At 62.8% G+C, this 25,336-nt stretch carries 22 protein-coding genes; 12 read left to right on the top strand and 10 right to left on the bottom strand.

Going from position 1 to position 25,336, the window contains the following annotated elements:
• The first annotated feature begins 23 nt into the window (after positions 1-23).
• The 4 genes from ACFQND_RS03230 (at position 24) to ACFQND_RS03215 (ending at position 5,303) form a co-directional block, all read left to right on the top strand.
• Positions 24-1,484, top strand: coding sequence for a mechanosensitive ion channel (locus ACFQND_RS03230; protein WP_371434578.1), 1,461 nt, complete (start codon positions 24-26; stop codon positions 1,482-1,484).
• Positions 1,485-1,654: 170 nt separating this feature from the next.
• Complete coding sequence (locus ACFQND_RS03225) at positions 1,655-2,299, top strand: ABC transporter ATP-binding protein (RefSeq protein WP_371434577.1); 645 nt, start codon at positions 1,655-1,657, stop codon at positions 2,297-2,299.
• Complete coding sequence (locus ACFQND_RS03220; protein ID WP_371434576.1) at positions 2,283-4,931, top strand: ABC transporter permease; 2,649 nt, start codon at positions 2,283-2,285, stop codon at positions 4,929-4,931. The genes ACFQND_RS03225 and ACFQND_RS03220 overlap by 17 nt, the downstream gene beginning before the upstream one ends.
• Before the next feature lie 159 nt (positions 4,932-5,090).
• Positions 5,091-5,303 (top strand): hypothetical protein, encoded by a 213-nt coding sequence (locus ACFQND_RS03215; RefSeq protein ID WP_371434575.1) that lies wholly within the window; start codon positions 5,091-5,093, stop codon positions 5,301-5,303.
• 16 nt (positions 5,304-5,319) lie between these two features.
• On the opposite strand, the gene ACFQND_RS03210 is transcribed toward ACFQND_RS03215, so the two are convergent.
• The gene (locus ACFQND_RS03210) at positions 5,320-5,757 is read right to left on the bottom strand and encodes a universal stress protein (RefSeq protein WP_371434574.1); all 438 of its coding nucleotides are present in this window, start codon (positions 5,755-5,757) and stop codon (positions 5,320-5,322) included.
• Positions 5,758-5,925: 168 nt separating this feature from the next.
• Here ACFQND_RS03210 and ACFQND_RS03205 point away from each other — a divergent pair, with 168 nt between their 5' ends.
• Positions 5,926-7,017: a PLP-dependent cysteine synthase family protein gene (locus tag ACFQND_RS03205; protein WP_371434573.1), complete on the top strand. Its 1,092-nt coding sequence runs from the start codon at positions 5,926-5,928 to the stop codon at positions 7,015-7,017.
• A 1-nt stretch (position 7,018) separates the two neighbouring features.
• Complete coding sequence (locus ACFQND_RS03200; RefSeq protein ID WP_371434572.1) at positions 7,019-8,098, top strand: lipocalin-like domain-containing protein; 1,080 nt, start codon at positions 7,019-7,021, stop codon at positions 8,096-8,098.
• Between the two features lie 20 nt (positions 8,099-8,118).
• Here ACFQND_RS03200 and ACFQND_RS03195 read toward each other — a convergent pair whose 3' ends face one another.
• The 6 genes from ACFQND_RS03195 to ACFQND_RS03170 form a co-directional block, all read right to left on the bottom strand.
• Positions 8,119-8,550, bottom strand: a complete 432-nt coding sequence (locus ACFQND_RS03195) for a GNAT family N-acetyltransferase (protein ID WP_371434571.1) — start codon at positions 8,548-8,550, stop codon at positions 8,119-8,121.
• An 80-nt stretch (positions 8,551-8,630) separates the two neighbouring features.
• The gene (locus ACFQND_RS03190) at positions 8,631-8,957 is read right to left on the bottom strand and encodes a hypothetical protein (protein ID WP_371434570.1); all 327 of its coding nucleotides are present in this window, start codon (positions 8,955-8,957) and stop codon (positions 8,631-8,633) included.
• 105 nt (positions 8,958-9,062) lie between these two features.
• Complete coding sequence (locus ACFQND_RS03185; protein ID WP_371434640.1) at positions 9,063-10,574, bottom strand: DHA2 family efflux MFS transporter permease subunit; 1,512 nt, start codon at positions 10,572-10,574, stop codon at positions 9,063-9,065.
• 168 nt (positions 10,575-10,742) lie between these two features.
• Positions 10,743-12,083, bottom strand: coding sequence for an HlyD family efflux transporter periplasmic adaptor subunit (locus ACFQND_RS03180; RefSeq protein ID WP_371434569.1), 1,341 nt, complete (start codon positions 12,081-12,083; stop codon positions 10,743-10,745).
• 88 nt (positions 12,084-12,171) lie between these two features.
• Entirely contained in the window at positions 12,172-13,701 is a 1,530-nt protein-coding gene (locus tag ACFQND_RS03175; RefSeq protein ID WP_449301344.1) for an efflux transporter outer membrane subunit, read from the bottom strand.
• Positions 13,702-13,798: 97 nt separating this feature from the next.
• Complete coding sequence (locus tag ACFQND_RS03170) at positions 13,799-14,389, bottom strand: MarR family winged helix-turn-helix transcriptional regulator (protein WP_371434568.1); 591 nt, start codon at positions 14,387-14,389, stop codon at positions 13,799-13,801.
• A gap of 87 nt (positions 14,390-14,476) precedes the next feature.
• On the opposite strand from ACFQND_RS03170, the gene ACFQND_RS03165 reads away from it, so the two are divergent.
• The 3 genes from ACFQND_RS03165 (at position 14,477) to ACFQND_RS03155 (ending at position 18,582) form a co-directional block, all read left to right on the top strand.
• Complete coding sequence (locus ACFQND_RS03165) at positions 14,477-16,279, top strand: ABC transporter transmembrane domain-containing protein (RefSeq protein ID WP_371434567.1); 1,803 nt, start codon at positions 14,477-14,479, stop codon at positions 16,277-16,279.
• Positions 16,280-16,399: 120 nt separating this feature from the next.
• Positions 16,400-17,716 (top strand): Glu/Leu/Phe/Val family dehydrogenase, encoded by a 1,317-nt coding sequence (locus ACFQND_RS03160; RefSeq protein ID WP_371434566.1) that lies wholly within the window; start codon positions 16,400-16,402, stop codon positions 17,714-17,716.
• Positions 17,717-17,982: 266 nt separating this feature from the next.
• Positions 17,983-18,582, top strand: coding sequence for a peroxidase-related enzyme (locus tag ACFQND_RS03155; RefSeq protein ID WP_371434565.1), 600 nt, complete (start codon positions 17,983-17,985; stop codon positions 18,580-18,582).
• A 2-nt stretch (positions 18,583-18,584) separates the two neighbouring features.
• Here ACFQND_RS03155 and ACFQND_RS03150 read toward each other — a convergent pair whose 3' ends face one another.
• The 3 genes from ACFQND_RS03150 to ACFQND_RS03140 all read right to left on the bottom strand — a co-directional run bounded on the left by ACFQND_RS03150 (position 18,585) and on the right by ACFQND_RS03140 (position 20,789).
• Positions 18,585-19,007, bottom strand: coding sequence for an acyl-CoA thioesterase (locus ACFQND_RS03150; protein WP_371434564.1), 423 nt, complete (start codon positions 19,005-19,007; stop codon positions 18,585-18,587).
• A gap of 27 nt (positions 19,008-19,034) precedes the next feature.
• Entirely contained in the window at positions 19,035-19,937 is a 903-nt protein-coding gene (locus tag ACFQND_RS03145) for a DMT family transporter (protein WP_371434563.1), read from the bottom strand.
• Between the two features lie 69 nt (positions 19,938-20,006).
• Positions 20,007-20,789, bottom strand: a complete 783-nt coding sequence (locus tag ACFQND_RS03140) for an SDR family oxidoreductase (RefSeq protein ID WP_371434562.1) — start codon at positions 20,787-20,789, stop codon at positions 20,007-20,009.
• Between the two features lie 121 nt (positions 20,790-20,910).
• On the opposite strand from ACFQND_RS03140, the gene ACFQND_RS03135 reads away from it, so the two are divergent.
• The 3 genes from ACFQND_RS03135 to ACFQND_RS03125 all read left to right on the top strand — a co-directional run bounded on the left by ACFQND_RS03135 (position 20,911) and on the right by ACFQND_RS03125 (position 25,311).
• Positions 20,911-22,596, top strand: coding sequence for an electron transfer flavoprotein-ubiquinone oxidoreductase (locus ACFQND_RS03135; RefSeq protein ID WP_371434561.1), 1,686 nt, complete (start codon positions 20,911-20,913; stop codon positions 22,594-22,596).
• A 142-nt stretch (positions 22,597-22,738) separates the two neighbouring features.
• Positions 22,739-24,016 (top strand): TAXI family TRAP transporter solute-binding subunit, encoded by a 1,278-nt coding sequence (locus ACFQND_RS03130; RefSeq protein ID WP_371434560.1) that lies wholly within the window; start codon positions 22,739-22,741, stop codon positions 24,014-24,016.
• A complete protein-coding gene (locus ACFQND_RS03125) occupies positions 24,013-25,311 on the top strand; it encodes a PhnD/SsuA/transferrin family substrate-binding protein (protein WP_371434559.1) in 1,299 nt (432 codons plus the stop codon). Before ACFQND_RS03130 ends, ACFQND_RS03125 begins: the two co-directional genes overlap by 4 nt.
• Positions 25,312-25,336 lie beyond the last annotated feature (25 nt).

Genomic DNA, 25,336 nt, shown 5'->3' with positions numbered 1-25,336 from the left:
TTTTATAACAAAAGGAGCGCATCATGGACCTGACTACCTTTGCCACCGCCCTGCAATCCAGCCTGGGTGCGCATATCCCCAGAATTCTCGGTGCCGTGGCCATTCTTGTACTCGGCTGGCTGCTGGCCGTCACTGCACGTGCCGCCGTGCGACGACTGCTGGGCGTGCTCAAGGTCAATGCCCGCATAGAGGAAAGCTCGGGCGTGCAGATGGATGCCGAGTCGCCCGTGGCCATAGGCGTTTTCTGGCTGGTTCTGCTGGCCACGCTGATCGCGGTCCTCAATGTGCTGGACCTGTCCTTGCTGACCAACCCCTTCGCCAGCATGATGACCGACATCATCGGCTACCTGCCGAAGCTGCTGGCCGGCGCGGCGCTGTCCCTGATCGCCTGGCTGATCGCCACCGTGCTGCGCGCGCTGGCCACGCGCGCACTGGCAATGACAAGCATGGATGAAAAGCTGTCGAGCGAGGCCGGCATGACGCCCATGAGCCGCAATGCCGGCAACGTGCTGTTCTGGCTGGTCATCCTGATGTTCCTGCCCGTCATCCTCAGCGCCTTCCAGCTCAATGCCTTGCTGGAGCCTGTGACCCTCATGCTCAACCAGTTGTTGGGCATGGTGCCCAGCGTATTCGCGGCGCTGTTGATAGGCGGCGTGGGTTACATAGTGGGCCGGGTGCTGCGCGGCCTGGTAAGCAACCTGCTGGCCGCGGCCGGCGTGGACAGCATCAACCAGCGCATAGGGCTGGACAACTCCATACGCCTGTCCACCCTGGCCGGCACCCTGGTGTTCATCTTTGTGTTCGTGCCTTCGCTGATCGCCGCGCTCGATGCGCTGAAGATAGATGCCATTTCTCGCCCCGCCGCTGACATGCTCAGCCTGATGTTTGCCGCCGTGCCGCGCCTGGTGGCGGCATCGGTGATCCTGCTGCTGACCTGGTACGTGGCGCGTTTTGCATCGCGCCTGCTCGCCAGCCTGCTGGAAAGCGCCGGAGCCGACAACCTGCCGCAAAAGATGGGCCTGCAGCATGTGCTGTCGGGCGCAGGCCGGCCCTCTCGCCTGGCATCGACGCTGCTGATGTTTTTTGCCATGCTGTTTGCTGTCACCGAGGCGGCCAACCAGCTCGGCTTCAGCCAGGTGGGCATCATGGTCGCATCCTTTATCCGCTTCGGCGCAGACATCCTGCTGGGCGGCGCCATCCTGGCTGTTGGCTTCTGGATTTCCAACGTCGCGTTCGATGCCATCCACAAGGCCAGCGGCAAACACACGGCCGGGCTGGCCGGTGTGGCACGCATTGCCATCCTGGGCCTGGTGATTGCCATGGGCCTGCGCGCCATGGGCATCGCCAACGAGATCGTGCACCTGGCCTTTGGCCTGACGCTTGGCTCGGTGGCCGTGGCAGTGGCCTTGTCTTTCGGCATTGGCGGGCGCGAAGCCGCCGGCAAACTCATGACACGCTGGCTGGAGCGCTGGTATAAGGATTAGCCCCCACGCTCCCCCACTTCGTGTGGGTCGCTGCCCCCCGAGGGGGCCGCCCGCCTGTGGCCCGGCAAAGCCGGTTCCACGGCTCATGCTTGATTAGCCTTCATGGTCGCGCCCTTGAGGGGTAGCAGGCTACACGAAGTGAGCCTGAAAGGGGGGGTTAGGATAGTGCAATGCTGCAAGTCCGTGATCTCGCCAAACGCTACCTGGATACCCCCGTCTTCGCTGACGTTTCGCTGGACGTTGCGCCCGGCGAGTTTGTCGCCATCGTCGGCGAATCCGGCGTAGGCAAATCCACGCTGCTCAACTGCATGGCCGGGCTGGACAGCTGGGACCAGGGCTCGGTCCTGCTCAAGGGCACAGACCTGGGCACGTTGGCCGACGACCAGCGCGCGCTGCTGCGCCGCCGGCATGTGGGTTTTGTGTTCCAGGCCTTTCATGTGCTGCCGCACCTGGACGTCGCACAAAACGTTGCGCTTCCCCTGCTTTTGCTGGGCCAGCCGGACGACACACGGGTTCAGGCCATGCTTGAAGCCGTGGGCCTGGCAGGCCTGGGCGGGCGCCTGCCGCAGCAACTGAGCGGCGGACAACTGCAGCGTGTGGCGATTGCCAGAGCCCTGGTGCATCGCCCCGGCCTGCTGCTGGCTGACGAGCCCACAGGCAACCTGGACCCCAGCACCGCCACCAGAGTCATGGACGCGCTGATGGCGCAAACCCGGGAACACGGTGCATCGCTGGTGCTGGTCACGCACTCCGAAGCCGCTGCAGCACGGGCAGACCGGGTATTGCACCTGAGCAGTGATGGCATCACCAACTAGGACCACCCTGCCGCCAGGCGCGGCCGCCTTCACGCTCTTGCCCAGGTTGTTGCGCCAGCTTTCATGGCGCGAGTTGCGGCATCACCCCTGGCGCAACCTGGCGGCCATGGCAGCCGTGATGCTGGGCGTGGCGCTGGCGTTCTCCGTGCAATTGATCAACGCTTCGGCTCTGAGCGAGTTCTCGCAGGCGGTGCGCTCCGTCAACGGCCAGCCCGACCTTGAATTGCGCGCGGTGCAGGGCAGTTTTGACGAAGCCATCTTTGAACGTGTGGCGAATCACCCGCAGGTCGCCGCGGCCAGCCCCATGCTGGAGCTGGCCAGCTATGCCGTTACACCTGCAGGACAACGATTGGCCCTACGCATCGTCGGCCTGGACGCCCTCGTCGTGGCGCAGCTTGCACCGGCCCTGATGCCTGTGCCTGCAGCGGATGCAGACCGCTTTGCGCTGTTCACACCCGGCGCGGTTTTCCTGAACCCCGCAGCGCGGCAGAAGCTGCCGGATACCGGCTTCCAGCTACAAAGCGGCCTGCAACTGCTGAACGTCAACGTTGCCGGCTCCGTGAGCGCAGGCGGCGCGCCATTGGCGGTGATGGACATTGGCGCGGCACAGGAGCTGTTTGGCAAACGCGGGCAGCTGTCGCGGATTGATGTGCGCCTCAAGGCTGGCACTGACCAAGCCGCTTTTATCCGCTCACTGGAACTGCCATCAGGAGTCACAGCCGCAGAGCCAGGCGATGCTGCGCAGCGCGTCAGCAACCTGTCGCGCGCCTACCGCGTCAACCTCACGGTACTTGCGCTGGTGGCGCTGTTTACCGGTGCCTTCCTGGTGTTTTCAGTGTTGTCGCTGAGCGTGGCCAAACGTGCGCAACAGTTTGCCCTGCTGGGCGTGCTGGGCCTGACCGGGCGTGAGCGGCTGCTGCTGGTGCTGGCCGAATCCGGACTGCTGGGCCTGGTTGGCAGCGCCGCCGGCATTGCGCTGGGCACCGGCCTGGCAGCGCTGGCCTTGCGCCTGCTGGGCGGCGATCTGGGTGGCGGCTACTTTGCCGGTGTGGCGCCCAGCCTGCAATGGAGCGGCTGGGCCGCCGCCATTTATGGCGCGCTGGGTGTTGCCGCATCGCTGGTCGGCGGCTGGTGGCCAGCCCGGGCCGCACAAAAACTGCCTCCCGCGCAAACCCTCAAAGGCCTGGGCGCAACATCAAGCAATGGCCACGGGCATTGGCTCAGTATCATTTTGATAGCTGCCGGCGCTCTGTTGGCGGCGGCCCCGCCCGTATTTGGCATTCCACTGGCGGCCTATGCATCGGTCGCGCTGCTGTTGATAGGCGGCATCACCGCCCTGCCCTGGCTGATCGCGCTTCTCTATGACCGACTTGGCCCACTGGTTGCGCACCGCCTGCTGCCCCTGCTGGCCGTGGAGCGCGCCCGCCGCGTGCGTGAAAGCGCAGCCGTGGCCGTCAGCGGTGTGGTGGCATCGCTCAGCCTGGCGGTCGCGCTCACCGTGATGGTGGCCAGCTTCAGGGACTCCGTCACGCACTGGCTGGACGTGGTACTGCCGGCCGACCTGTACATGCGTACCGCGCCGCCTTCGGGCTCGTCGTCCGTGGCCGGCGACACCGTGTATTTCACGCCGGAGTTTGTCAATGCGATGGCCAGGGTCAAAGGCGTGAGCCACGTCAGCGCGCTGCGCAACACCACGCTGCTGCTTGATCCCGGCCAGCCCGCCGTGGCGCTGATTGCCCGGGAGATCACGGACCCGGCCAGCACATTGCCCCTGGTGGGCAGCGCCCTGCCGGTGCCGCCCGGCCATGTGGCAATTTATGTCAGCGAGGCCATGGTGGACCTTTATGGCGCCCGTCCGGGCACTGTTTTCAGGCGACTCTCACAATCATTTAGTGCCCTGGCCTCCGTAGAACGGGCGCAGCCAGCTACAACTTTAATAGCGCCACCAGCTGCTTCAAGCCCCACCATTTTTTATGTCGCCGGCGTCTGGCGCGATTACGCCCGCCAGTTCGGTGCGATCGCCATGGACCAGCGCGACTTCGAGCGGCTGACAGGCGACCGGCGCGTGAACGACCTGGCGCTCTGGCTCGATGCCAATGCCAGCAGCAGCGAGGTCGAGCAGGCCGTGCGGCTGGAGGCCGACCGCCTTTCGGGAGCCGGTGCCCTGATCGAGTTTGCCTCGACACGGCAGATCCGGGCGACATCGCTAAAGATTTTTGACCGCAGCTTTGCCGTGACCTACTGGCTGCAGGGCGTGGCGATCGCGATAGGCCTGTTTGGCGTGGCGGCCAGTTTCAGCGCGCAGGTGCTGGCGCGCCGCAAGGAGTTCGGCCTGCTCGCGCACCTCGGCCTCACCAGGCGGCAAATCCTGGCGGTGGTGGCCGGCGAAGGCGCGGCATGGACATTGATAGGCTCCGTCGCTGGCCTGGCGCTGGGGCTGCTGGTGGCCGTCGTGCTGGTGCATGTCGTCAACCCGCAAAGTTTTCACTGGACCATGGACCTGGTACTGCCATGGCTGCGCCTGCTGGGCCTGTGCGCGGCGGTGGTTGCGGCCGGCACCGTCACCGCCTGGCTCGCGGGCCGAGCAGCGGCCGGAAAAGACGCCGTGCTGGCGGTCAAGGAAGACTGGTAACCGGCAGCAAGGCCGGGCAGGTGTTGCAAGCTATCACGGCATCCGCATTGATGGCTGCTTTCTTTTGCTTACCAAACTCACGTATTTGACGCGGCATTGTCATGAATGCATTGCATTGCGCCCTTACCATGAAGGTTCAACTCACACGAGGCTCTCCCCATGGCATCCGCTCAATACCGTATTGAAAGCATGGACCCATTGCTGGGTACGTTGCTGCCGCCCACTGACTACAAACATGTCTTCGCAGATTGCTCGCTGGCCGTCGCGGTCGCAGTCAAAAGTGTGAACGACCCCACGCGCCAGCAGGTACGTGTGGTGCACATACCCAGCGGCGAAGTTGTTTTCCAGACCGCAACGACAACGCCGCATTAGCGGCGTAGTGGCGCGTTCAGTCAGTGATGACCACCAGCACGCTGCAGGGCGCGTTCTCGATCAGCGACTTGGACACCGAGCCGCGCCACCAGCGGGCAGCCCAGCCCTCCAGGTGCTTGTGCCCGACCACGATCAGGTCGGCGTCAATTTTCTCGGCATACCTGGCGATTTCATCGACCACATCGCCAAGCACCACCTCGCCATGGGCCTGGTAGCCCGATGCGGCCAGCTGGCGCAAACCCTCGTCCAGGATGCCGGTGTACTTTTCCTTCTCGTACTCGGCCAGGTTTTTGTCGTAAATGCCGCCTTCAACACCAATCACCTGCATGGACAGCGGCGTCACCGCGATAAGTGTCAGCGACGCCTGGCTCCACTGCGCAATATCACGGCAATCGAGTAATGCCTTTTGCCCGGATTTGGAACCGTCATAGGCCAGCAAAATTCGTTTGTACATGGCGCACCTCCTGGGTAGGGTGAAGAACAGCTTTGAGGATAGCCTTTACAGGGTCGGCACGCAACTGCGCTGCGATACCACGCTGCTGAAGCCCCTTGAGCGAATGACAACCGGTGTTGGGACCACCCGTGCTTCCCGCCAGACAGGTCCTGCGCGAGAATCAGGGCCATGAACGCATCAAAGACACTTCAGGGCCCCTGGCTCAACACCGCCATTGCCCGCATCGAGGCGGACTACCAGCGCAGCGCCGACACGCACCTGATCGCCCTGAACATGCCGGCATTTGCCGCGCGCGGCATTGACCTTTACCTCAAGGACGAATCCACCCACCCCACCGGCAGCCTGAAGCACCGGCTGGCGCGCTCGCTGTTCTTGTATGCGCTGTGCAATGGGCTGATTCACGAAGGCTCCACCATCGTTGAAGCCTCCAGCGGCTCCACCGCCGTGAGCGAGGCCTACTTTGCGCGCTTGCTGGGCCTGCCGTTTATCGCCGTCATGCCGCGCAACACATCGCCGGAAAAAGTCGCACAAATTGAACACTACGGCGGGCGCTGCCACTGGGTCGGCAGTGCGGCCGAGGTTTATGAAGAAGCCCGCAAGCTGGCACTGGAAACCAGCGGCCACTACATGGACCAGTTCACCTATGCCGAACGCGCAACCGACTGGCGCGGCAACAACAATATTGCGGAAAGCATGTTCGAGCAGATGACGCACGAGCGGCATCCCGTGCCGCGGTGGATTGTGGTTGGCGCAGGCACGGGCGGCACCAGCGCCACCATTGGCCGCTACATGCGCTACCAGCGGCACCATGGCCCTGCCTGCCAGTTATGCGTCGCCGATCCGTCGGGCTCGGTATTTGGCGCGTACCACCGCAGCGGCGACGCCAGCCTGGAGGGCGCCGGCTCGCGCATTGAGGGCATAGGCCGCCCGCGAGTGGAAGCCAGTTTTATACGCGGTGTGATCGACCGCATGATTGAAGTGCCCGATGCGGATTCACTGGCCGCCATGCAGGCGCTCTCGGCCTTGCTCGGGCGCAGGGTCGGACCGTCCACCGGCACCAACTTTGTAGGCATGCTGGCGCTGGCGCATGAAATGCTGGCACGCGGCGAAGAGGGCTCCATCCTGTCATTGCTCTGCGATTCCGGTGAGCGCTACCTGCCAACCTACCACGATGCCGACTGGGTGAAGGGCAAGTTTGGCGACTGCACACCGGCGCAGCGGCATGTCACGCAACTGATGCATCCCGGACTGGCCAATTGACATGCGCGCCCCCATGCCGGTGAACCTGTTGCGGCGCCACCTCATTGCAAGCGGTGTGGCAGGCGCGCTGGGGTTCGCCGGGCCATCCCGCGCCCTGCCGGCCAAAGCGCTGGCCTTCCCGCGCGACCGGGGCGCGCACCCCGACTTTCGCACCGAGTGGTGGTACATCACGGGGCAGGCTACATCGGGCCAGCGTGTGTTTGGATTTCAGCTCACGTTTTTTCGCTCGCGGGTGGAAAGCACGCAGGGCATGCGCTCAAAATTTGCAGCCAGGCAGTTGCTGTTTGCGCATGCAGCCATCACCGACGTGGCCGGCAAAAAACTCTGGCACGACCAGCGCATCGCGCGCGACGGTTTTGGTGTGGCCCTGGCCAGCGAAGCCGACATGAACATCAAGCTGCGCGACTGGTCCTTGCAAAGCCAGGGAGGCCATTACACCGCCAGCCTGCCCACAACGGACTTTGGCATCAACCTGCAGTTCACGGAAACGCAGCCCGTGCTGCTACAGGGCAAACAAGGCCTGTCGCGCAAGGGCCCTGAAGAAAAGCAGGCGAGTTATTACTACAGCCAGCCCCAGCTCGCCACGACCGGCAAACTGCAATTGAAAGGCCAGGACTTTGAAGTGAGCGGCAAGGCCTGGCTGGACCATGAATGGAGCCAGGAACTGCTGCACCCGAACGCGACCGGCTGGGACTGGATCGGCATGAACCTGATTGACGGCAGCGCCCTCACCGCCTTCAGGCTGCGCGACAAGGCCGGCGACGCGCTATGGGACGGCGGCTCGTTCAGGGCGCCAAAAGGCAAGCCGTATATCTTCAGCCGCGGCGAGGTTATTTTCAAGCCCACACGCTACTGGAAAAGCCCGCTGACCCAAACCACCTACCCGGTCGAATGGATGGTCCGCACGCCGGCGGATTTTTATACCGTCAGGGCCGTGATAGACAACCAGGAACTCGACAGCCGGCAATCCACCGGATCGATTTATTGGGAAGGCCTGAGCGAGCTGATCGACAGCAATGGAAAAAAGGTTGGCAGCGGTTATCTGGAAATGACTGGGTATGCGCAGCCACTGCGGATGTGAGATTTCACCGCCAGGTCGTATCAGCTGTCATTGAGCAGCCCCCGCTCAAGGGCCTGCACCTGATTCTGAAAAATCGCCATGGCAGTCGACATGCGTTTGAAGCCGAGTTTTTTGTAAAACGGCTCGCTGCCCGGAACCGCGTACAGGATGATCTTCCTGTGATGCGTCGATAAGGCCACCAGCCTGGCCACAACCTCCCTGCCAAGCCCGGTTCCCTGATGGTCCGGATGGACCGCCACATCGCAGATATAAGAGCAATCCACACCGTCAGCCAGCGCCCGCCCTGCGGCGACCAGACGTCCGGCGTCATAGGCAAAACACTTGAACATGCTGTTTGAAAACACGCGCTCCAGGTCAGCAGGCGCCTTGTGGCCCAGCGGAGCCGCCAGGTACAGCTTTGAGAGTTCATCCCAATCCAGTTCCTCCTGGGAACCCTTCCATTCAAGCGTCATGGCGGCCTTCCGGTATTTGAGTCAATGTATGCAGGTTTTTTGGTCAACCCGGCTTTTGCTTGTACCGGGTGTCTGGTCAGTTATTTTCCTGACCCGGAACGGTTCCCGCCATACAGCGGACCAAAACGCCAGGCCAGAAACAGGGCCATGAGCAAAGCCCCCAGACCGGCAACCGCGACATGCGTGAGCGCTGAGAAACTGAAACTGCCGGCAAAAAACAGCAGCGCGTAACCCACGCCAAAGTTGAATGCGCCCCAAAGCACATTCAGGGAGGCGGAAGATTCGCCCTGCCCGCGCGGCGTGGCAAAAGGCGTGGGGAAAGCACGCCCGGATATGCCGTTGGTGATATGGGGAATGCTGTTGGCCAGAAAAGCGCCGGCGAAGAAATAGAACAGATAGTCAAGCATGGTGGACTCCCTCCTGGCCTGAATGTAGCGCTCATCGAGCGCCTGGTGCCTCACCTACCGGGTGAAGCGTCAAACGCTTCACCTCTTGCCCAGGACTTTCAGGTCTCAATGCGCCCCGGCCGCAGCATCCGCGCTGCCTGCACCGCCGCCCTTGGCGGGACGCGCCAGGTAGACCAGCGGAATCAGCGCCAGGAAGATCAGTGCCGAGGCATAAAACACGTCCGATGCGGCAAGCATGTATGCCTGCTGGTCCACCAGCCGGTTGATGCTGGCCAGGGCCTGCTCGGGTGTCAGCCCGGCGCTGGCCAGGCCTGCCATCGCGCTGTTGGTTGCGGCGCTTCCGGTATTGACCGCGTCGGCCAGTTGGGCGTGGTGCAGGCTGGCCCGGTCCTGCCAGATGGTGGTGGCAATCGAGGTGCCGAACGAGCCCGCGGTGATACGCGCAAAGTTGGACAGGCCCGAGGCCGCCGGAATGCGGTCTGGCGAAATGCCCGACAGCGTCAGCGTCACCAGCGGTATGAAAAAGAAAGCCATGGAGACACCCTGGATGATCGTGGGGATCAGGATGGTCTTGAAGTCGGCCTGGGTGTTGAAGTTGGAGCGCATCCACAGCACCAGTGCAAAAACGACAAAGGCAAAAGCTGCCATGCGGCGCGGGTCCACACGGTGGATGTTCTTGCCGACAATCGGCGAAAAAATCAGCGCCATCAAGCCCACAGGTGCCATGATCATGCCGGCCTGCGTGGCGGTGTAGCCCATGTATTGCTGCAGCCACAGCGGCAGCAGCACGACGTTGCCGAAGAACAGGCCATAGCCGATAGACAGGGCCAGCGCGCCGGACCAGAAGTTGCGCCGCTTGAAAAGCGTCAGGTCCACCACCGGATGCTCTTCCGTGAGTTCCCAGATGACAAAGGTAATCAGGCCGACCACCGCCACAATCGCCAGCGCAACCACTGCGCCGGAATGGAACCAGTCATGCTCCTGGCCTATGTCGAGCATGACCTGCAGCGCGCCCACCCAGATGATGAGCAGCGCCAGCCCTATGGTGTCGATGGGCAGTTTCTTGGTCTTGCTTTCGCGCTTGTGGAAGATGGCCCAGGTCACAAAGGCGGAACCAATGCCCACCGGAATGTTGATGTAAAAAATCCAGGGCCATGAAATGTTGTCGGTGATCCAGCCCCCAAGCAGCGGCCCGAGTACGGGCGCAATCAGGGTGGTCATGGACCACAGCGCCATCGCCATCCCCGCCATCGCTTTCGGGTAACTCGACAGCAGCAGGGTCTGCGACAACGGGATCAACGGCCCGGCGGCCAGCCCCTGCAGGATACGGAAGATGATCAGCGTGGTCATGTTCGGCGCCAGGCCGCACAGCCACGAGGTAACGATAAACAGGATGATGCTGGCCATGAACAGCCGCACCTGGCCGAAGCGCTGCGACAGCCAGCCGGTGAGAGGCACCGAAATGGCATTGGCCACACCAAAGCTGGTGATGACCCATACCCCCTGGTTGGGGCTGACACCCAGGTCGCCGGCAATGGCCGGCAGGGAAACGTTGGCGATCGACGAGTCGAGCACGTTCATGAAGGTCGCGGCGGACAGCGCCAGCGTGCCCCACATGCGGGCCGAACCCGTCAGGGGCGGCAGCGCGATGGGTTCGGCTTCGGCGGGCGCCGGCGACGAAGCCGCCGCAGTTGGGAGAGTGGATTCGGAAGCCATGGACGCCTGCAAATTAAGCCGGGAAGTTACACCAGCGGGTCATTCGGAAAATCGGGACGGCAACCTGGCTTATAGCGATGCCGAGGCCACTGCGCCGGGCTTGGCGACAGGGCTGACTTTTGCCTGGCTGGACGATGCATCAGGCTTCAACGCGCCAATGACCCTGGGTGCGCTGACTGCTGCGCCGGCCTTGCCAACGTTGGCGGCAATCACGCGTTTCACGTCCTGGTCCGCGGCATCGCCGGGCACGCTGTAGGCATGCACCTCTGCCTGCGCCGCAGGGCGCGGCGCATCAGCCAGCATCTTGCCGTCCTTGTTGCTTACGTCGACTTCGGCGTCCATGGACAAGCCGACACGCAGCGGGTTGGCTTCAATCTGCTTGGGGTCCAGCGCGATGCGCACGGGTACGCGCTGTACCACCTTGATCCAGTTGCCGGTGGCGTTTTGCGCGGGCAACAGGGAGAAAGCCGCACCGGTGCCGGCACCCAGGCCTGCGACCGTGCCCTTGTATTCAACTTTTTTGCCATACAGGTCGGCCACCAGCGTGACGGGCTGGCCTATGCGGATGTTACGCAGCTGCACTTCCTTGAAGTTGGCATCGACCCAGACCTGCTTGAGCGGGATGATGGACATCATCGGCGTGCCGGCGGCCACGCGCTGGCCCAGTTGCACGGTACGTTTGGCCACGTAGCCATCGACAGGCGCGGGCATGGCAGCGCGCTGGGTGGCCAGGTAGGCCTCGCGCACCTTGGCAGCGGCCACCAGCACGCTGGGGTGCTGCTCGATGCTGGTGCCTTCGGTCAGCGCCTGGTTGCTGCTGAGCTGTTCGCGCGCGGCGGCCACACCGGCCTGCGCTGCGGCCAGCGCGCTTTTGGCGTTGGCAAGCTGGGTCTCGGCATGGCCGAGTTCTTCACGGGACACCGCACCGTTGCCTGTGAGGGATTGGCGGCGGTTCAGGTCGTCGTTGGCGCGGGCGATGTCGCTTTGCGCCCTGACCACGTCAGACTCCCGCAGTGTGATCTGCGCGGCCAGCGTGCCATTGTTGGCGTACAGCGTGCGCACCTGGCGCACGGCCTGGGCCAGCGCGGCCTCGGCCTGGTCCAGCGCAACTTTTGCGTCGGCCGGGTCAAGCTGCACCAACGGCTGGCCGGCTTTCACAAAATCGGTGTCGTCGGCCATGATGGCCATGACGGTGCCGCCGATCTGCGGCGTGATCTGGATCACATTGCCCTGCACATAGGCGTTGTCGGTGGACTCGTAATGGCTGGCGACCAGGTATTCATACGCGGCCCAGCCCAGGCCGGCGAGCACCACCACGCTGGCCAGCGCGGTCAGCGCCTTTTTGCGCTTGGGGTTGCCTGCAACTGGTTCGTTGGGCAGGCTGGAAGAGGAGGATTGAGGTGCGTTCATGATGTTGGAAATACGTTATTGAAGCGTTAGGGATGCGGTGCTTTATTTACAAAGGCAAAAGCGGCCGGGTTGTGTCTTTCAGCCGGTTTTAAAGCGTTGCGGGCTTGTTTTTGGCATCAAATGTGCCGCTGGCCGGCGTCTGAAGCCCGCCACCAGCTATTGTTTTTGTAGCAATCTGGGCTTGGCCGGGCACGGCCTGATCCGGCACATAACCGCCACCGAGGGCACGGATCAGCGCCACCTGCGTGTCGAGGGCCCGGGCAGCCAGGTCTACCGCACCGCGGCGTTGCGCCAGCACATTGGTTTCTGCGGTCAGCACATTGAGGTAATTGCCCAGGCCGGCCCTGTAGCGCTGCACGGCAATCTCGTAAGCGCCTTCTGCAGCGTTCTGCGCAGCGCGCTGCTGGACCTGCTGGCGCGCAATGGCCTGCATGGAGGTAACCTGGTCGGCCACGTCGCGCACGGCGTCAAGCACGGCGGCGTTATAGCTTTCAACTGCAGCATCCAGGTCTGCGGTTTTGCCGCGCAGGTTGGCGCGCAGGCGGCCCGCATCAAAAATCGGCAGGCGCAAGGCCGGGCCAACGCCCCACTGCTGGCTGCCCGACCTGGTCAGGTTGTTCAGGCCAATGCTGGAGAAACCGGCAAATGCGATGAGGTTGATGTTGGGATAGAACTGGGTCTTGGCATTGGCCACGTCCTTGACGGAGGCTTCGACGCGCCAGCGGGCGGCCGTGATGTCGGCCCGTCGGCCCAGCAGGTCTGCCGGGATCGCGGCCATGGCTCCCGTCATCGCTACGTTTTTAATAGCCGACTGCGCAGGCGGTACGGTGGCCAGGGCCACATCCGCCTGCCCAATCAGGGCCCCGAGCGCGTTGCGCGTCAGCGCCATCTGCTCCTGCAGCGACTCCAGCTGCAGCCGGGCCTCGGGCAGGCCGCCTTCGCTCTGGCGCAGTTCAAGGCGCGTGTCCAGGCCGGCGTTCACGCGGTCCTGCACAAGCTTGAGTGTTTCTTCACGTTGCGCCAGCGTGCGCCGTGCAACCGTGGCCTGCTCGTTCAGGCGCACCAGCTGGAAGTAGCTGCGCGCGACATTGCTGGCCAGCAACACGCGGGCAGCTTGTGCGTCAGCCTCGGCCGCATGCACGCTGCCCAGGGCGGCGTCCAGGGCTGCACGGTTCTTGCCGAAAAAATCAAGCTCCCAGCTGGCATTGAGCTGGGCCGTGCCGGTTTCCTGGATAGTGCCGGCCAGTGGTGCAGGCACAAGGCCGTTTTTTGTATAGAGCTGGCGCGTGGCGTCCAGTTGGCCGCTGAGTTGCGGCAAGGTGGCGGCATCGGCCACTTCGGTCACGGCCTGCGCGCGTGCCAGGCGGGCCTGCGCGATTTTCAGGCTGGGGCTGGTTTCCAGCGCCTGGGCCACCAGCCGGTTCAGTTGTTCGTCGCCAAAGTCACGCCACCATTCGGCGGCAACCACAGGGGATGCTTCCGCCGTGGCCGGCAAACCCAGCGAAGGCGCATCGCGCAGCACGGCGTTGGGCGTTATGCCCGACATGTCGGCACAGCCGGTGATGCCGGTGGCAATCAGGCCCGCAGCCGCCACACTCGCGGCGGCAATCAGGGCCATGCGGAAAGAGGCGCGCCACACCGGCATGGGGTGAGCGTCCTGCTGCGGCACGGCCAGCGCGAAGGAGGAATTGGCGCCTGAAGAGACAGGGGTAAGCTTATTTTTCATTTTCAACTGCCGATGTTTGGGTCTGGAGTAGCGATGGTTTTTCTGCTGTTTTTTCCGGCATGCCATTCAGGGATTGCGCGGTATCGAGGATGCGGCGCAGGTAGCCTTTGAGGATTTGCCACTCCTCTGCGGAAAAGCCCGAGAGGTGCGCGTTCTGGACCCGGCAGAGGATTTCAGGAATCCCTTTGGCTGCCGTGCGCCCTGCTTCCGTCAGCTCAAGATTGACCACGCGCCTGTCGTCCGAAGAGCGGACGCGGCGGCACAACTGCTTGGCCTCCATGCGGTCGAGCAGGCGGGTCATGGAGCCGGCGTCCAGTTCGCACACGCGCGCGAGTTCAGCCACCGTCGAGGCGTGGCCCATATAGAGCTTGAGCAGCGGAACCCACTGCGCATTGGTCAGGCCGGTCGGCTCAAGCTCGCGTTCAATGTGCTGGCTGGCCACGGAAATAATCCGGCGCATCAGGTAGGCCACGCTTTCATCGGGCTTGTAGCCTTCGGCGCGGTAAAACTCCACCATCGGGCATGTCAGGTCGCCGACGAGGGGGTTGCAATCAAGCTTGGATTTGGTTTTTGAAGCCATGACCAAATAATACATGCTTAAGCAAATATTGTCAAGGCTGCATTTGCAACGGCATTCTTTATAACGTAAAACCATTAAACTCGGCGCATGGCTACTTCCTCCGCATCTTTCAACGCCCCCAAGGGCTCCCCCCGCTCACTTTCCGGCCTGCTGCCCTTTCTGCAGCCGTACTGGGGCCAGATCGGACTGGCGGTGTTTTTCCTGGTCATGGCGGCGATCGCCACCCTGGTGTTTCCGCTGGCCCTGCGCAGCCTGATAGACGGCGGGCTGGTGAACGCCGGCCTGACCGATGCCGGCAAGGGCGAGCAGTTGATGGCCTTGCGCCAGCACTTCTTCGAGCTGTTTGCGGTGGCCGCCGCGCTGGGGCTTTTTTCAGCCGGCCGTTTTTACATGGTCAGTTGGCTAGGCGAGCGCGTCACCGCCGACCTGCGCAATGCGGTGTACTCGCATGTGGTACGGCAAAGCCCGGAGTTTTTTGAGACCACTCAAACCGGCGAAGTGCTCTCGCGCCTGACCGGCGACACGACGCTGGTGCAGACGGTGGTGGGCTCGTCGTTGAGCATGGGCCTGCGCAACGCGGTGATGGGCGTGGGCGCGCTGATCATGCTGGTCTATACCAATCCCTACCTGATGGTGCAGGTGCTGGGCGTGCTGGTGCTGATCGTCGCACCGTCGGTGTGGTTTGGCCGCCGCGTGCGCAAGCTCTCGCGCGCCAGCCAGGACCGCGTGGCCGATTCAAGCGCGATTGCAGCGGAAGTGCTCAACGCCATTCCCGTGGTGCAAAGCTACACCGCCGAAGGCCGTGAAGCCACGCGGTTTAATGTCTCGACGACCAATGCCTTCAATGTGGCGGTACGCCGCACCAAGGCGCGCTCGGTGCTGGTGGCCTTCATCATTATTGCCACCTCGGCGGCGCTGCTGTGGGGCCTGTACCAGGGCACGCAGGCGGTGATGCGCGGCGACATCACGGCAGGCCACCTGGGCCAGACCGTGGTGTATGTGATCATCCTGGCCAGCGCCACCGCCGTGCTGGGCGAGGTCTACGGCGACCTGCTGCGTGCAGCAGGCGCCACCGAGCGCCTGATGGAGCTGCTGGCCTCGCGCTCACCAGTGGTTTCACCGCCCAACCCAGTTGCAGTCCCGGCGATCAATGGCGGCAGCAGCATCAAATTCGAAGCGGTGACGTTTCACTACCCGTCCCGTCCCGCACAGGCTTCGCTGAACAACTTCAGCATGCACGTTGCACCCGGCGAGACCGTCGCCATCGTGGGCCCCAGCGGCGCCGGCAAAAGCACGGTGTTCCAGTTGCTGCTGCGCTTTTACGACCCGACTTCCGGCTGCATCGAACTCGACGGCGTACGCACCTCGGACATGGCGCTTGAAGACCTGCGCCATCGTGTCGGCATCGTGCCGCAGGACGCGGTGATTTTCTCGACCAGCGCGCTGGAGAACATCCGCTACGGCAAACCCGGCGCGACGGATGAAGAGACCAAAGCTGCTGCAAAAGCTGCCTTTGCGCATGACTTCATCAACGCCCTGCCCGAGGGCTACGACACCTTCCTTGGTGAGCGCGGCGTGCGCCTGTCGGGCGGGCAGCGCCAGCGCATTGCGATTGCACGTGCCATGCTGAAAAACTCGCCACTGCTGCTGCTGGACGAAGCCACCAGCGCGCTGGACGCGGAAAGCGAGCGCATGGTGCAGGCGGCACTGGAGTCCGCCATGCAGGGCCGCACGACGCTCGTCATTGCCCACCGCCTGGCGACGGTGCAGCAGGCCGACCGCATCCTGGTGCTGGACCACGGCAAACTGGTCGAGCAAGGCACACATACCGAGCTGGTGAACCAGGGCGGGGTGTATGCGCGGCTGGCTGCACTGCAGTTCACCACCTGAGCCAAACCGCAGAATACAAACTATGTGGTTTTTGCATAACAACACATAAAGCTTGCCTTGGACATTTGACCGGCAGACTCCTAAGCTCTGGGTTATTGATTTTCCCAAAAGGAGTGTTTCATGTCACATGCATCCGCCCCAGTTACGGCCGTCACGCCCGGCTCGCATCCCCTGCCCTCCTACCTGCAAGCCGACAACCTTGGCCCCTGGGGCAACTACCTGCAGCAGGTTGACCGTGTCATCCCGCACCTGGGCAGCCTGGCGCGCTGGGCCGAGACACTGAAACGACCCAAGCGGATCCTGGTTGTTGACGTTCCCATCCATATGGACGACGGCACGGTGGCGCACTTTGAAGGCTACCGCGTGCAGCACAACGTCTCGCGCGGCCCCGGCAAGGGCGGTGTGCGCTTCCACCAGGACGTGACGCTGTCCGAAGTGATGGCCCTGTCGGCCTGGATGTCGATCAAGAACGCCGCGGTGAACGTGCCTTACGGCGGTGCCAAGGGCGGCGTCCGCGTCGATCCGAAAACCTTGTCACGCGGCGAACTGGAGCGAGTGACACGCCGCTACACCAGCGAGATCGGCATCATCATCGGCCCCAACAAGGACATCCCGGCGCCTGACGTCAACACCAACGAGCAGATCATGGCGTGGATGATGGATACCTATTCCATGAACACCGGCTCCACCGCCACCGGCGTGGTCACCGGCAAGCCTGTCGACCTGGGCGGCTCGCTGGGCAGGCGCGAAGCCACAGGGCGCGGCGTGTTCACCGTCGGCGTCGAGGCGGCCAAACACATAGAGCTGGATATCCCCACCGCGCGGGTGGCAGTACAGGGTTTCGGCAATGTGGGCGGCGTGGCCGGCAAGCTGTTTGCCGAAGCTGGCGCGCGCGTGGTCGCGGTGCAAGACCACGGCGGCACGATTTACCGCGAAGCCGGGCTGGATGTGCCGGCACTGCTCAGGCATGTGGCCGAGACCGGCAGCGTGGGCGGTTTTGCGCAGGCAGAAGTGATTGCCAATGACAAGTTCTGGGACGTGGACTGCGACATCCTGATTCCCGCGGCGCTGGAGCAGCAGATCACAAAAGACAATGCCGGGCGTATCAAGGCTCGCATGATCATCGAAGGCGCCAACGGCCCCACCACGCCGGAAGCCGACGACATCCTGCAGGAACGCAATGTGCTGGTGCTGCCCGACGTGATCGCCAACGCCGGCGGCGTGACCGTCAGCTACTTTGAATGGGTGCAGGATTTTTCGAGCTTCTTCTGGGACGAAGCCGAAATCAATGCTCGCCTGGTGCGCATCATGAAAGAGGCTTTCGCCGGTGTCTGGCTGGTTGCCCAGGACCACAAGGTCAGCCTGCGCACCGCCACGTTTATCGTGGCCTGCAAGCGGATATTGCATACGCGCGAGTTGCGCGGTTTGTACCCCTGATACGGGGCAGCGTTTGCAGACGCTGCGCGCGCAGCCGGTCGCTCCTTTTTTGATAGCTTGCTGCGCGCAAATACATTGGGCTACAGCCTCTTTTGACACCTGAAATGCCTTGATTCGACGTTCAAGAGGGCTGTTTGGGTGTTCTGGGGATACGCCTTCTTTTGCCGTGCAGGCAAGCCCATGGCCTGGCCATGAAAAGCACCGCGCCCGGGCAGGCGCCACCTCCCGTATCATGCAAACTGATCCAAAAAATGAGAGACAACACCATGCCATTACGTTACCCCACCCCCGAACTGAAAGACCTGCCCGAAGACATCAAGGCCAAAGTGCTGGAAGTGCAGGAGAAAGCCGGCTTCGTGCCCAATGTGTTTCTTGCGCTGGCAAGGCGGCCGCAGGAGTGGCGTGCGTTCTTCGCATACCACGATGCGCTGATGCTGAAAGAAGAAGGATCCAACCCTGCCGGCTCCCTGACCAAGGGCGAGCGCGAGATGATAGTTACCACCACCAGTGCCGCCAACAAGTGTCTGTACTGCGTGGTGGCACACGGCGCCATCCTGCGCATTTATGAGAAAAAACCGCTGGTGGCGGACCAGGTCGCCGTGAACTACCGCAAGGCAGACATCACGCCGCGCCAGCGCGCCATGCTGGACTTTGCGATGAAGGTCTGCCAGCACTCCGACGAAATTGAGGACGCCGACTTTGATGCGCTCAAGGCGCACGGCTTCGATGATGAAGACGCCTGGGACATCGCCGCCATCACGGCCTTTTTCGGCTTGTCAAACCGCATCGCAAGCTTTAGCGGCATGCTGCCCAACCCCGAGTTTTACCTGATGGGCCGGGTGCCCAAGGCGCCCAAGCCGGCCTGAGCTTAGTTCTCCACCAGCTTGCGCATCCAGTCCGGCAGCGTTTTGGATTTTTGCGCCGGAAAGTCCACCCATATCGTGGTGGCCCCGCCCGCTGCGCAGATCACGCCGGGCGCATCGGCACGCTCCATCGTGCACCAGCTCTCGAACGTGCTACGCGCAGGGTCGCTGACATACATCTTCACCAGAGCGTCGCCGGGGTACTCAAGCTGCTTGTAGAAATTGCAGAACGCATTGACGATCACCGGGCCTTCGCTTTTGGGGTCTGGCCGGCAGCCGACGGAATACATCCAGTCTATGCGTATGGTTTCCATGTAGCGGAAATAGGTCCCGTTATTGAGATGACCCATGGCATCCATGTCGCCCCAGCGGATGGGGATGCGCATTTCGTAGACCAGTTTTTTCTTCTCTGGAATGTCAATTTTCATGGTTTGGATCAGCTCTTTTAAATCGGTTTAACGGTGAGCCCGTATGGAAGCAAGAATACCCGCTGCAAACAACAGGCAGGCCAGCGCCTGCACCTGGGTCGGCCAGCGCCCGTCCCAGGCAAAGGAATAAGCCAGGGCAAACAAGGTCTCGCTCACGATCAGCTGGCCGCACAGGCTGGCGCTCAGGCGCCGGCTCGCGATGTTCCAGAGAATCGTTGCCAGCCAGGTCGAGCCGAACCCCGTTGCCATACAAAGCATGGCCGCTTGCGCCCAGTCCGTCCTGGCCAGCAGCACCTTTGCATCAGATCCCGCGGCCAGCCAGAGCGCCAGGGCACCCAGGCCTGTCGCCACGCCCAGCCAGTTGGCCCAGGTCGTGGCACTGACTTCCGGATGCTTTTTTAGCCACGCAGCGTTCACCAGGCCAAAGACCGTCCAGAACACCATGGAGGCCACGGCAAACACCACACCGCGCCAGAAATCCAGATGCGGAACAGCCTCGCCCGCCGTCGCACCTGCACCGTGCGATGCCTGCGTCATCAGCCCCAGGCCCAGCAGAGTCAACACCAGTCCCGGCACCAGTGCCCCCAAGCGCAGGCCAGCAGGTTTTCCCAAAAGCATCATCCAGACAGGAATGGTCCCGATGATGAGGCTGGGCACTTCGGTGCCCGCATCACGAATGGCAAACACCAGCAGCAGGTAATAGCCGGTAAACCCCAGCACACTCATGCCAAGCGCGGCCAGTGCCTGCCGGGCGTTCGGCCAGGCGGACTTGCGCACTGCAAGCATCAGGAACAATGACACAGCGCCGTATGACAAAAACCGGCCGGCCGTGAAGTCCACCGCAGGGAAACCGCTCACCATGCGCGGCGCCACAAACACCAGGCCCCACAGTGCGCCGGCAGCCAGCCCCGCCAGAATTCCGGTCAGCACCCCGATACAGCCAAAGCCCGGATACAGGGACGCCCAGCAGGCAACACAGCAAGCATGCGGGCCATATTTTCAGACCCCAAAGCCATCATCGGCGGCAATCACCGCACCATTGACAAAATGGCTTTCACCGCTGGCCAGCATCACCAGCAGCGCATCCAGGTCCTGCGGTTTGCCGACCCGCTTGCGCGGCAGCATCTGCACCAGTTTTTTGCCCTGCTCGGTTTCCCAGTGGTGATGATTGATTTCGGTGTCGATATAGCCCGGGCAGATGGCGTTGACATTGATACCGAACTTGCCCCACTCCAGCGCCATGGCCCTGGTCATCTGCACCACGGCAGCCTTGCTCATGCAGTACACGCCGATTTGCGGCAGCACGCGCAGGCCGGCCATTGATGCGATGTTGATAATGCGCCCACCCGCATAGGTGCCCGGCGCAGCACCTTTGGCACGTGTCAGCATGCGCTTGCCGACTTCCTGCGCCACAAAAAAAGCGCCCTTGACATTGGTGCCGAAAATGAAATCGTAGTCCTCCTCGCCCACGTCCTGCAGGCGCTGCGTGGTGCTCACGCCGGAGTTGTTGACAAGGATGTCTATGGGGCCGACCTCGGTTTCGGCATGCGCCACACCGGCCTTGATGCTGGCGTGGTCGGTCACGTCAAGCTCAATGACATGCGCGGCGCCGCCAGCGGCTTCAATCTGGGCACGCAGGTCCTTGAGTTTGTCCAGCCTGCGGCTGGCCAGCACCACGGCAGCACCAGCCCGGCTCAGGGTTTTTGCAAACTGGGCACCCAGCCCTCCAGAGGCGCCAGTCACCAGCGCGACTCGCCCTGAAAGATCAATGTTGTAGGTCATTAGGGGCTCCTCTCAATAAAGATGTGAAATCCGGTCCTCTGCCCGACAGCCTGCATTCACCGCATAAAATCATCCGAGAGGCAGACCGCCATTCCTGAAATCATTATCAGCGAGTCCCACGATGAACAACCAAGAAATTCTGGCCCAGTTCGGCCCCCGTGAAGCCATGGAATACGACGTTGTCGTAGTGGGCGGTGGACCCGGCGGCCTGGCAACAGCCATCCGCCTGAAGCAACTGGCCGCAGAAAAAGGCACGGACATCTCGGTCGTGGTGCTTGAAAAAGGTTCCGAGCCCGGCGCCCACATCCTCTCCGGTGCGGTAATGGACCCCAGGGCGATCACCGAACTGATCCCCGACTGGAAAGAGCAAGGTGCACCGTTGAACCAGCCCGTCACCAGCGACGAGGTGCTGTTCCTCAGCGAAAAAGGCGCCGTGAAGACGCCCGCGTTTTTTGTACCCGACTGCTTTCACAACGAAGGCAACTACGTCATCAGCCTGGGCAATGTGGTGCGCTGGCTGGCGCAACAGGCGGAGAACCTTGGCGTTGAAATTTTCCCGGGCTTCCCGGCAGCAGAAGTGCTCTACAACGATGACGGCTCCGTCAAGGGTGTTGCTACCGGCAACCTCGGCGTCGGCAAGGACGGAGAACCCACCGAAAACTTCCAGCTCGGCATGGAGCTGCATGGCAAGTACACCGTGTTTGCCGAAGGCGCGCGCGGCCACCTGGGCCGCCAGCTGATTGCAAAGTTCAAACTCGACGAAGGCAAGGACCCGCAGGCCTATGCGCTCGGCGTGAAAGAACTCTGGGAAATCGACCCGGCCAAGCACAAGCCCGGCCTCGTCATCCACACCGCCGGCTGGCCCATGGACAGCGCGACCTACGGCGGCGGTTTCATGTACCACCTGGAAGACAACAAGGTCACGCTGGGCCTGGTCACAGGGCTGGACTACAGCAACCCCTACCTCAGCCCGTTTGAGGAGATGCAGCGCTGGAAGACCCACCCCGCCATCCGCCAGTACCTGGAAGGCGGCAAACGCATCAGCTATGGTGCGCGTGCGATCACAGCCGGCGGCGCCTTGAGCCTGCCCAAAACCGTGTTCCCCGGCGGTGCGCTCATCGGTTGCGAAGCCGGCTACCTCAACGCCAGCCGCATCAAGGGCAGCCACGCGGCCATCAAGAGCGGCATGCTGGCCGCCGACGCGGCGTACGCCGCGGTGACCTCTGGCCGCCAGCACGATGAACTGGCAGCCTACCCGGAAGCCTATGCAAAGAGCTGGCTCGCCGCTGAACTGGACCAGTCACGCAACTTCAAGGCGTGGTTCAAGAAGGGCCTGTATGTCGGCTCCTTCATGACCGGCATCGAACAGTGGCTGCTGCCCAGGCTGGGCATCAAGAGCCCGCCATGGACCATTCACCGCAACAAGCCGGATTACGCGATGCTCAAGCCGGCAGCGGAATGCCAGCCCATTGTTTATCCAAAACCCGACAACAAGATCACCTTTGACCGCCTGAGCTCGGTGTTTGTCTCCAACACCAACCATGAAGAGCAGCAACCTGCGCACCTGACGCTGAAAGACGCGAGTGTTCCGGTCGGCATCAACCTGGCAAAGTACGCCGGGCCAGAAAGCCGCTACTGCCCGGCTGGCGTGTACGAGTTTGTGAAAGACGAAGACAACACGGACCGCCTGCAGATCAATGCGCAAAACTGCGTGCACTGCAAGACCTGCGACATCAAGGACCCGACGCAAAACATCGTCTGGGTCACGCCCGAAGGCGGCGGCGGGCCCAACTACAGCGGTATGTAAGGCGGGCCGAAAGGCGCAGTTATCTGCGCCGACCTCGCGTTAATCCGCCTGACAACATTCACGGCTTTGCGCTATAAAGGTACACACCCCCAACAGGAATAAGCCTGTGCGCATGGCTAGGTTGTATCAACGCAAATGGCTCTTGATCCGGCTTCCAGTCGTCGCGCTTGCCGTGGCGACGATCACCTGCCTGTGGTTGCTGGTGTTCCCCATGCCGCCCGCGCAACTGAGCATTACCACGGCCGCCACCGATGGGGCTTATTACCGCCACGCGCAACACTACGCTGAACGTTTTGCGGCGCATGGCATCACGCTGGATATCCAGCCCTCGGAAGGGTCCGAACAGAACCAGAAACGCCTGCGCCGGGCGGTTGACCCGACTGACCTGGCCTTGATGCAAGGCGGCTTTGGTTACCTCGGCGCCTCACTGGACCGGCGCGACCGCAGCCGCATCGAGACGCTGGCCAACGTGGACGTCGAAGCGGTCTGGATATTCACGCGCAACCGGGAGCTCGACTCGCTCAACCAGCTGCAGGGCATGCGCGTGGCCATAGGCCCGGAAGGCAGCGGCAGCCGCAAGGTGGCGCTCAAGCTTCTGGAACAGGCCAGGATCGCCATGTCGGAGCTGACACTGTCAAAACTCACCGGCAGCGCCGCAGTCCAGGCCATGCGGCAAAACCAGCTTGACGTGGTGCTGATGGTGGCACCTACCGAATCCTTCGCAGTCCAGAACATGCTGGGCCTGCCGGGCATACAACTGGCCAACCTGCGCAAGTCAGCTGCCATCACTGAACGCAACCCTTACCTGGAGCCGCGCCTGCTGGCACAGGGGGCGCTGGACACCCGGCTGCCTCCGCGCGACATCACCCTGCTCACGACCTCAGCCAGCCTGGTCGCCCGCGAAGACCTGCACCCTGCCCTCAAAAGGCTGGCCATCGCGGTCGCCATGGAGGTCCATACGGGTGGCGGGCTGTTTCACCGCGCAGGTGACTTCCCTTCGCTGCGGCGTATCGACTTCCCGACGGCGCCCCAGGCGCGCGAAACGCTGATCCACGGCCTGCCGCTGCTGGAGCGGCTGTTGCCCTTCTGGTGGGCGCAACTCACGGAACGCATCCTGCTGATCGTCCTGCCCGTCACATTGATGGCTTTCTGGCTGATGCGGCTGATCCCGACCTACCTGCGCTGGGTGCTGGAAAGCCGCGTCAACCGCTGGTACGGCGAGCTCAAGTTCATTGAAAACGACCTGAGCCAGGAAACCCTGTCCGGGCTGGACCTCACGCGTTTCCTGCTGCGCCTGAACAGCATAGACAAGGCTCTGATGGCTTTTGCCTGCCCCAAAGACCTGATGGCACGTTGCTACACGCTGCACCAGCACATTGAATTTGTGCGCCAGCGTCTCTACAAAATGCGCGGGCGATGAAACTGCTGCTGCTCTACCGCAGGCGCTGGTGGCTGTTCTACCTGCCGCTGGTGCTTTGCACCGCAGCGGCCCTTTGGTGGTCGGCTACCCACTGGCTGGTGTTGCCGCCAGGCAAAGCCGTGATTGCGGCAGGGTCGCCGCAAGGCAGCTATTCGCGCCTGGCACAGCGCTATGCAGAACAACTGGAGCGCACCGGGCTGAATGTGGAGATCGTCTATTCGGACAAGCAGAATGGCTCGCTGGAACAACTCATGGATGCACGCAATGCCGCCGGCATCGGCTTTGCGCACGGCATCTATGCAAACGCCCGCAGCCCGGTGCAGGCCCTGGCAGTTGTGGGCCAGGAACCTGTCTGGGTTTTCTCTGGCGCCGACGGCCCCGCATCACTGGCCCAGGCCAAAGGTGCCCGGGTGGCAGCAGGCGCGGCTTCATCCTCGTCATTCATGGCAGCCAAAGTCATGCTGGAGCATGCCGGCCTGCGTCCTGCCGACGTGCACTTTGACCCCGCCGTCGGTGTAGCCGCGGCAGAAGCACTGGCAGACGGCAAAATCGACGTGCTGTTCCTGGCGGCGGGGGAAGACTCACAGGCCGTGCAGTTGCTCACGCGGCAAGGCAATATCCAGCTGCTCGGAACCGAGCATGCGGGCGCGCTGGTTGCGCAGGAGCCCCACCTGCAACCGCTGCTGCTGCCGCAGGGCGCGATCGAGCTGCGCGGCGACATTCCACCGCGCGACCTGACGCTGATGAGCCTGCAAACCCATCTGCTGGTCCGGCCGGAGGTGCATCCCGCCCTGCAGCGGGCCCTGCTGGATGCCGCCATCGCCATCCATGAAGGCCCGAATTTTCTCCAGCGGCATGGCCAGTTCCCCAGCTTCAGGGGCAGCGATTTCCCCCTGTCGCCTGTTGCCAGGGCCTACAGCCTGGGCGCCCGGCCCTGGCTGGAAACCCTGCTGCCATATGGCACGGCGCAGCAGGTGGAGCTGCTGATGTTTGCAATCATCCCCATCCTGGCCATCGCACTGATATTGCTGGCCTGGATTCCACGGCTGTTCGACTGGCGCATCAGTGCGGCACTGAACCATTTTTATGGTGACGTGAAGTTCCTTGAAAGCGATATGGACAAGATTGCGACCGAGAACCCCATGGCGCTCAGGCGGCTGCTGGAGCGGCTGGACAACATCGAGCGGCAGGTGGTTGCGCTTGATCTGCCGGACGAATTTTCTGACCGCTGGTACACCCTGCGCGAACACCTGGCTGCGGCCCGGGAGCGGCTGCTGAAACTGCGCTCCCGCTGACTCGGGCTGCCTCCCGAAAAAATAT

Origin of the sequence: Polaromonas aquatica (genome assembly GCF_042659145.1) — a bacterium.
GTDB classification, from domain to species: domain Bacteria; phylum Pseudomonadota; class Gammaproteobacteria; order Burkholderiales; family Burkholderiaceae_C; genus Polaromonas; species Polaromonas aquatica.
Note: the sequence above shows the minus strand (reverse complement) of the source record. Positions and strands in the feature narration are given on the sequence as shown.

What these genes read in the sequence shown, in the direction of transcription:
- ACFQND_RS03155 (WP_371434565.1), top strand. Translation starts at nt 17,983, where the DNA reads ATGCCATTACGTTACCCCACCCCCGAACTGAAAGACCTGCCCGAAGAC.
- ACFQND_RS03135 (WP_371434561.1), top strand. Translation starts at nt 20,911, where the DNA reads ATGAACAACCAAGAAATTCTGGCCCAGTTCGGCCCCCGTGAAGCCATG.
- ACFQND_RS03215 (WP_371434575.1), top strand. Translation starts at nt 5,091, where the DNA reads ATGGCATCCGCTCAATACCGTATTGAAAGCATGGACCCATTGCTGGGT.
- ACFQND_RS03200 (WP_371434572.1), top strand. Translation starts at nt 7,019, where the DNA reads ATGCGCGCCCCCATGCCGGTGAACCTGTTGCGGCGCCACCTCATTGCA.
- ACFQND_RS03160 (WP_371434566.1), top strand. Translation starts at nt 16,400, where the DNA reads ATGTCACATGCATCCGCCCCAGTTACGGCCGTCACGCCCGGCTCGCAT.
- ACFQND_RS03150 (WP_371434564.1), bottom strand. Translation starts at nt 19,007, where the DNA reads ATGAAAATTGACATTCCAGAGAAGAAAAAACTGGTCTACGAAATGCGC.
- ACFQND_RS03175 (WP_449301344.1), bottom strand. Translation starts at nt 13,701, where the DNA reads ATGGCCCTGATTGCCGCCGCGAGTGTGGCGGCTGCGGGCCTGATTGCC.
- ACFQND_RS03225 (WP_371434577.1), top strand. Translation starts at nt 1,655, where the DNA reads ATGCTGCAAGTCCGTGATCTCGCCAAACGCTACCTGGATACCCCCGTC.
- ACFQND_RS03125 (WP_371434559.1), top strand. Translation starts at nt 24,013, where the DNA reads ATGAAACTGCTGCTGCTCTACCGCAGGCGCTGGTGGCTGTTCTACCTG.
- ACFQND_RS03190 (WP_371434570.1), bottom strand. Translation starts at nt 8,957, where the DNA reads ATGCTTGACTATCTGTTCTATTTCTTCGCCGGCGCTTTTCTGGCCAAC.
- ACFQND_RS03205 (WP_371434573.1), top strand. Translation starts at nt 5,926, where the DNA reads ATGAACGCATCAAAGACACTTCAGGGCCCCTGGCTCAACACCGCCATT.
- ACFQND_RS03170 (WP_371434568.1), bottom strand. Translation starts at nt 14,389, where the DNA reads ATGGCTTCAAAAACCAAATCCAAGCTTGATTGCAACCCCCTCGTCGGC.
- ACFQND_RS03230 (WP_371434578.1), top strand. Translation starts at nt 24, where the DNA reads ATGGACCTGACTACCTTTGCCACCGCCCTGCAATCCAGCCTGGGTGCG.
- ACFQND_RS03210 (WP_371434574.1), bottom strand. Translation starts at nt 5,757, where the DNA reads ATGTACAAACGAATTTTGCTGGCCTATGACGGTTCCAAATCCGGGCAA.
- ACFQND_RS03180 (WP_371434569.1), bottom strand. Translation starts at nt 12,083, where the DNA reads ATGAACGCACCTCAATCCTCCTCTTCCAGCCTGCCCAACGAACCAGTT.
- ACFQND_RS03165 (WP_371434567.1), top strand. Translation starts at nt 14,477, where the DNA reads ATGGCTACTTCCTCCGCATCTTTCAACGCCCCCAAGGGCTCCCCCCGC.
- ACFQND_RS03140 (WP_371434562.1), bottom strand. Translation starts at nt 20,789, where the DNA reads ATGACCTACAACATTGATCTTTCAGGGCGAGTCGCGCTGGTGACTGGC.
- ACFQND_RS03185 (WP_371434640.1), bottom strand. Translation starts at nt 10,574, where the DNA reads ATGTGGGGCACGCTGGCGCTGTCCGCCGCGACCTTCATGAACGTGCTC.
- ACFQND_RS03220 (WP_371434576.1), top strand. Translation starts at nt 2,283, where the DNA reads ATGGCATCACCAACTAGGACCACCCTGCCGCCAGGCGCGGCCGCCTTC.
- ACFQND_RS03195 (WP_371434571.1), bottom strand. Translation starts at nt 8,550, where the DNA reads ATGACGCTTGAATGGAAGGGTTCCCAGGAGGAACTGGATTGGGATGAA.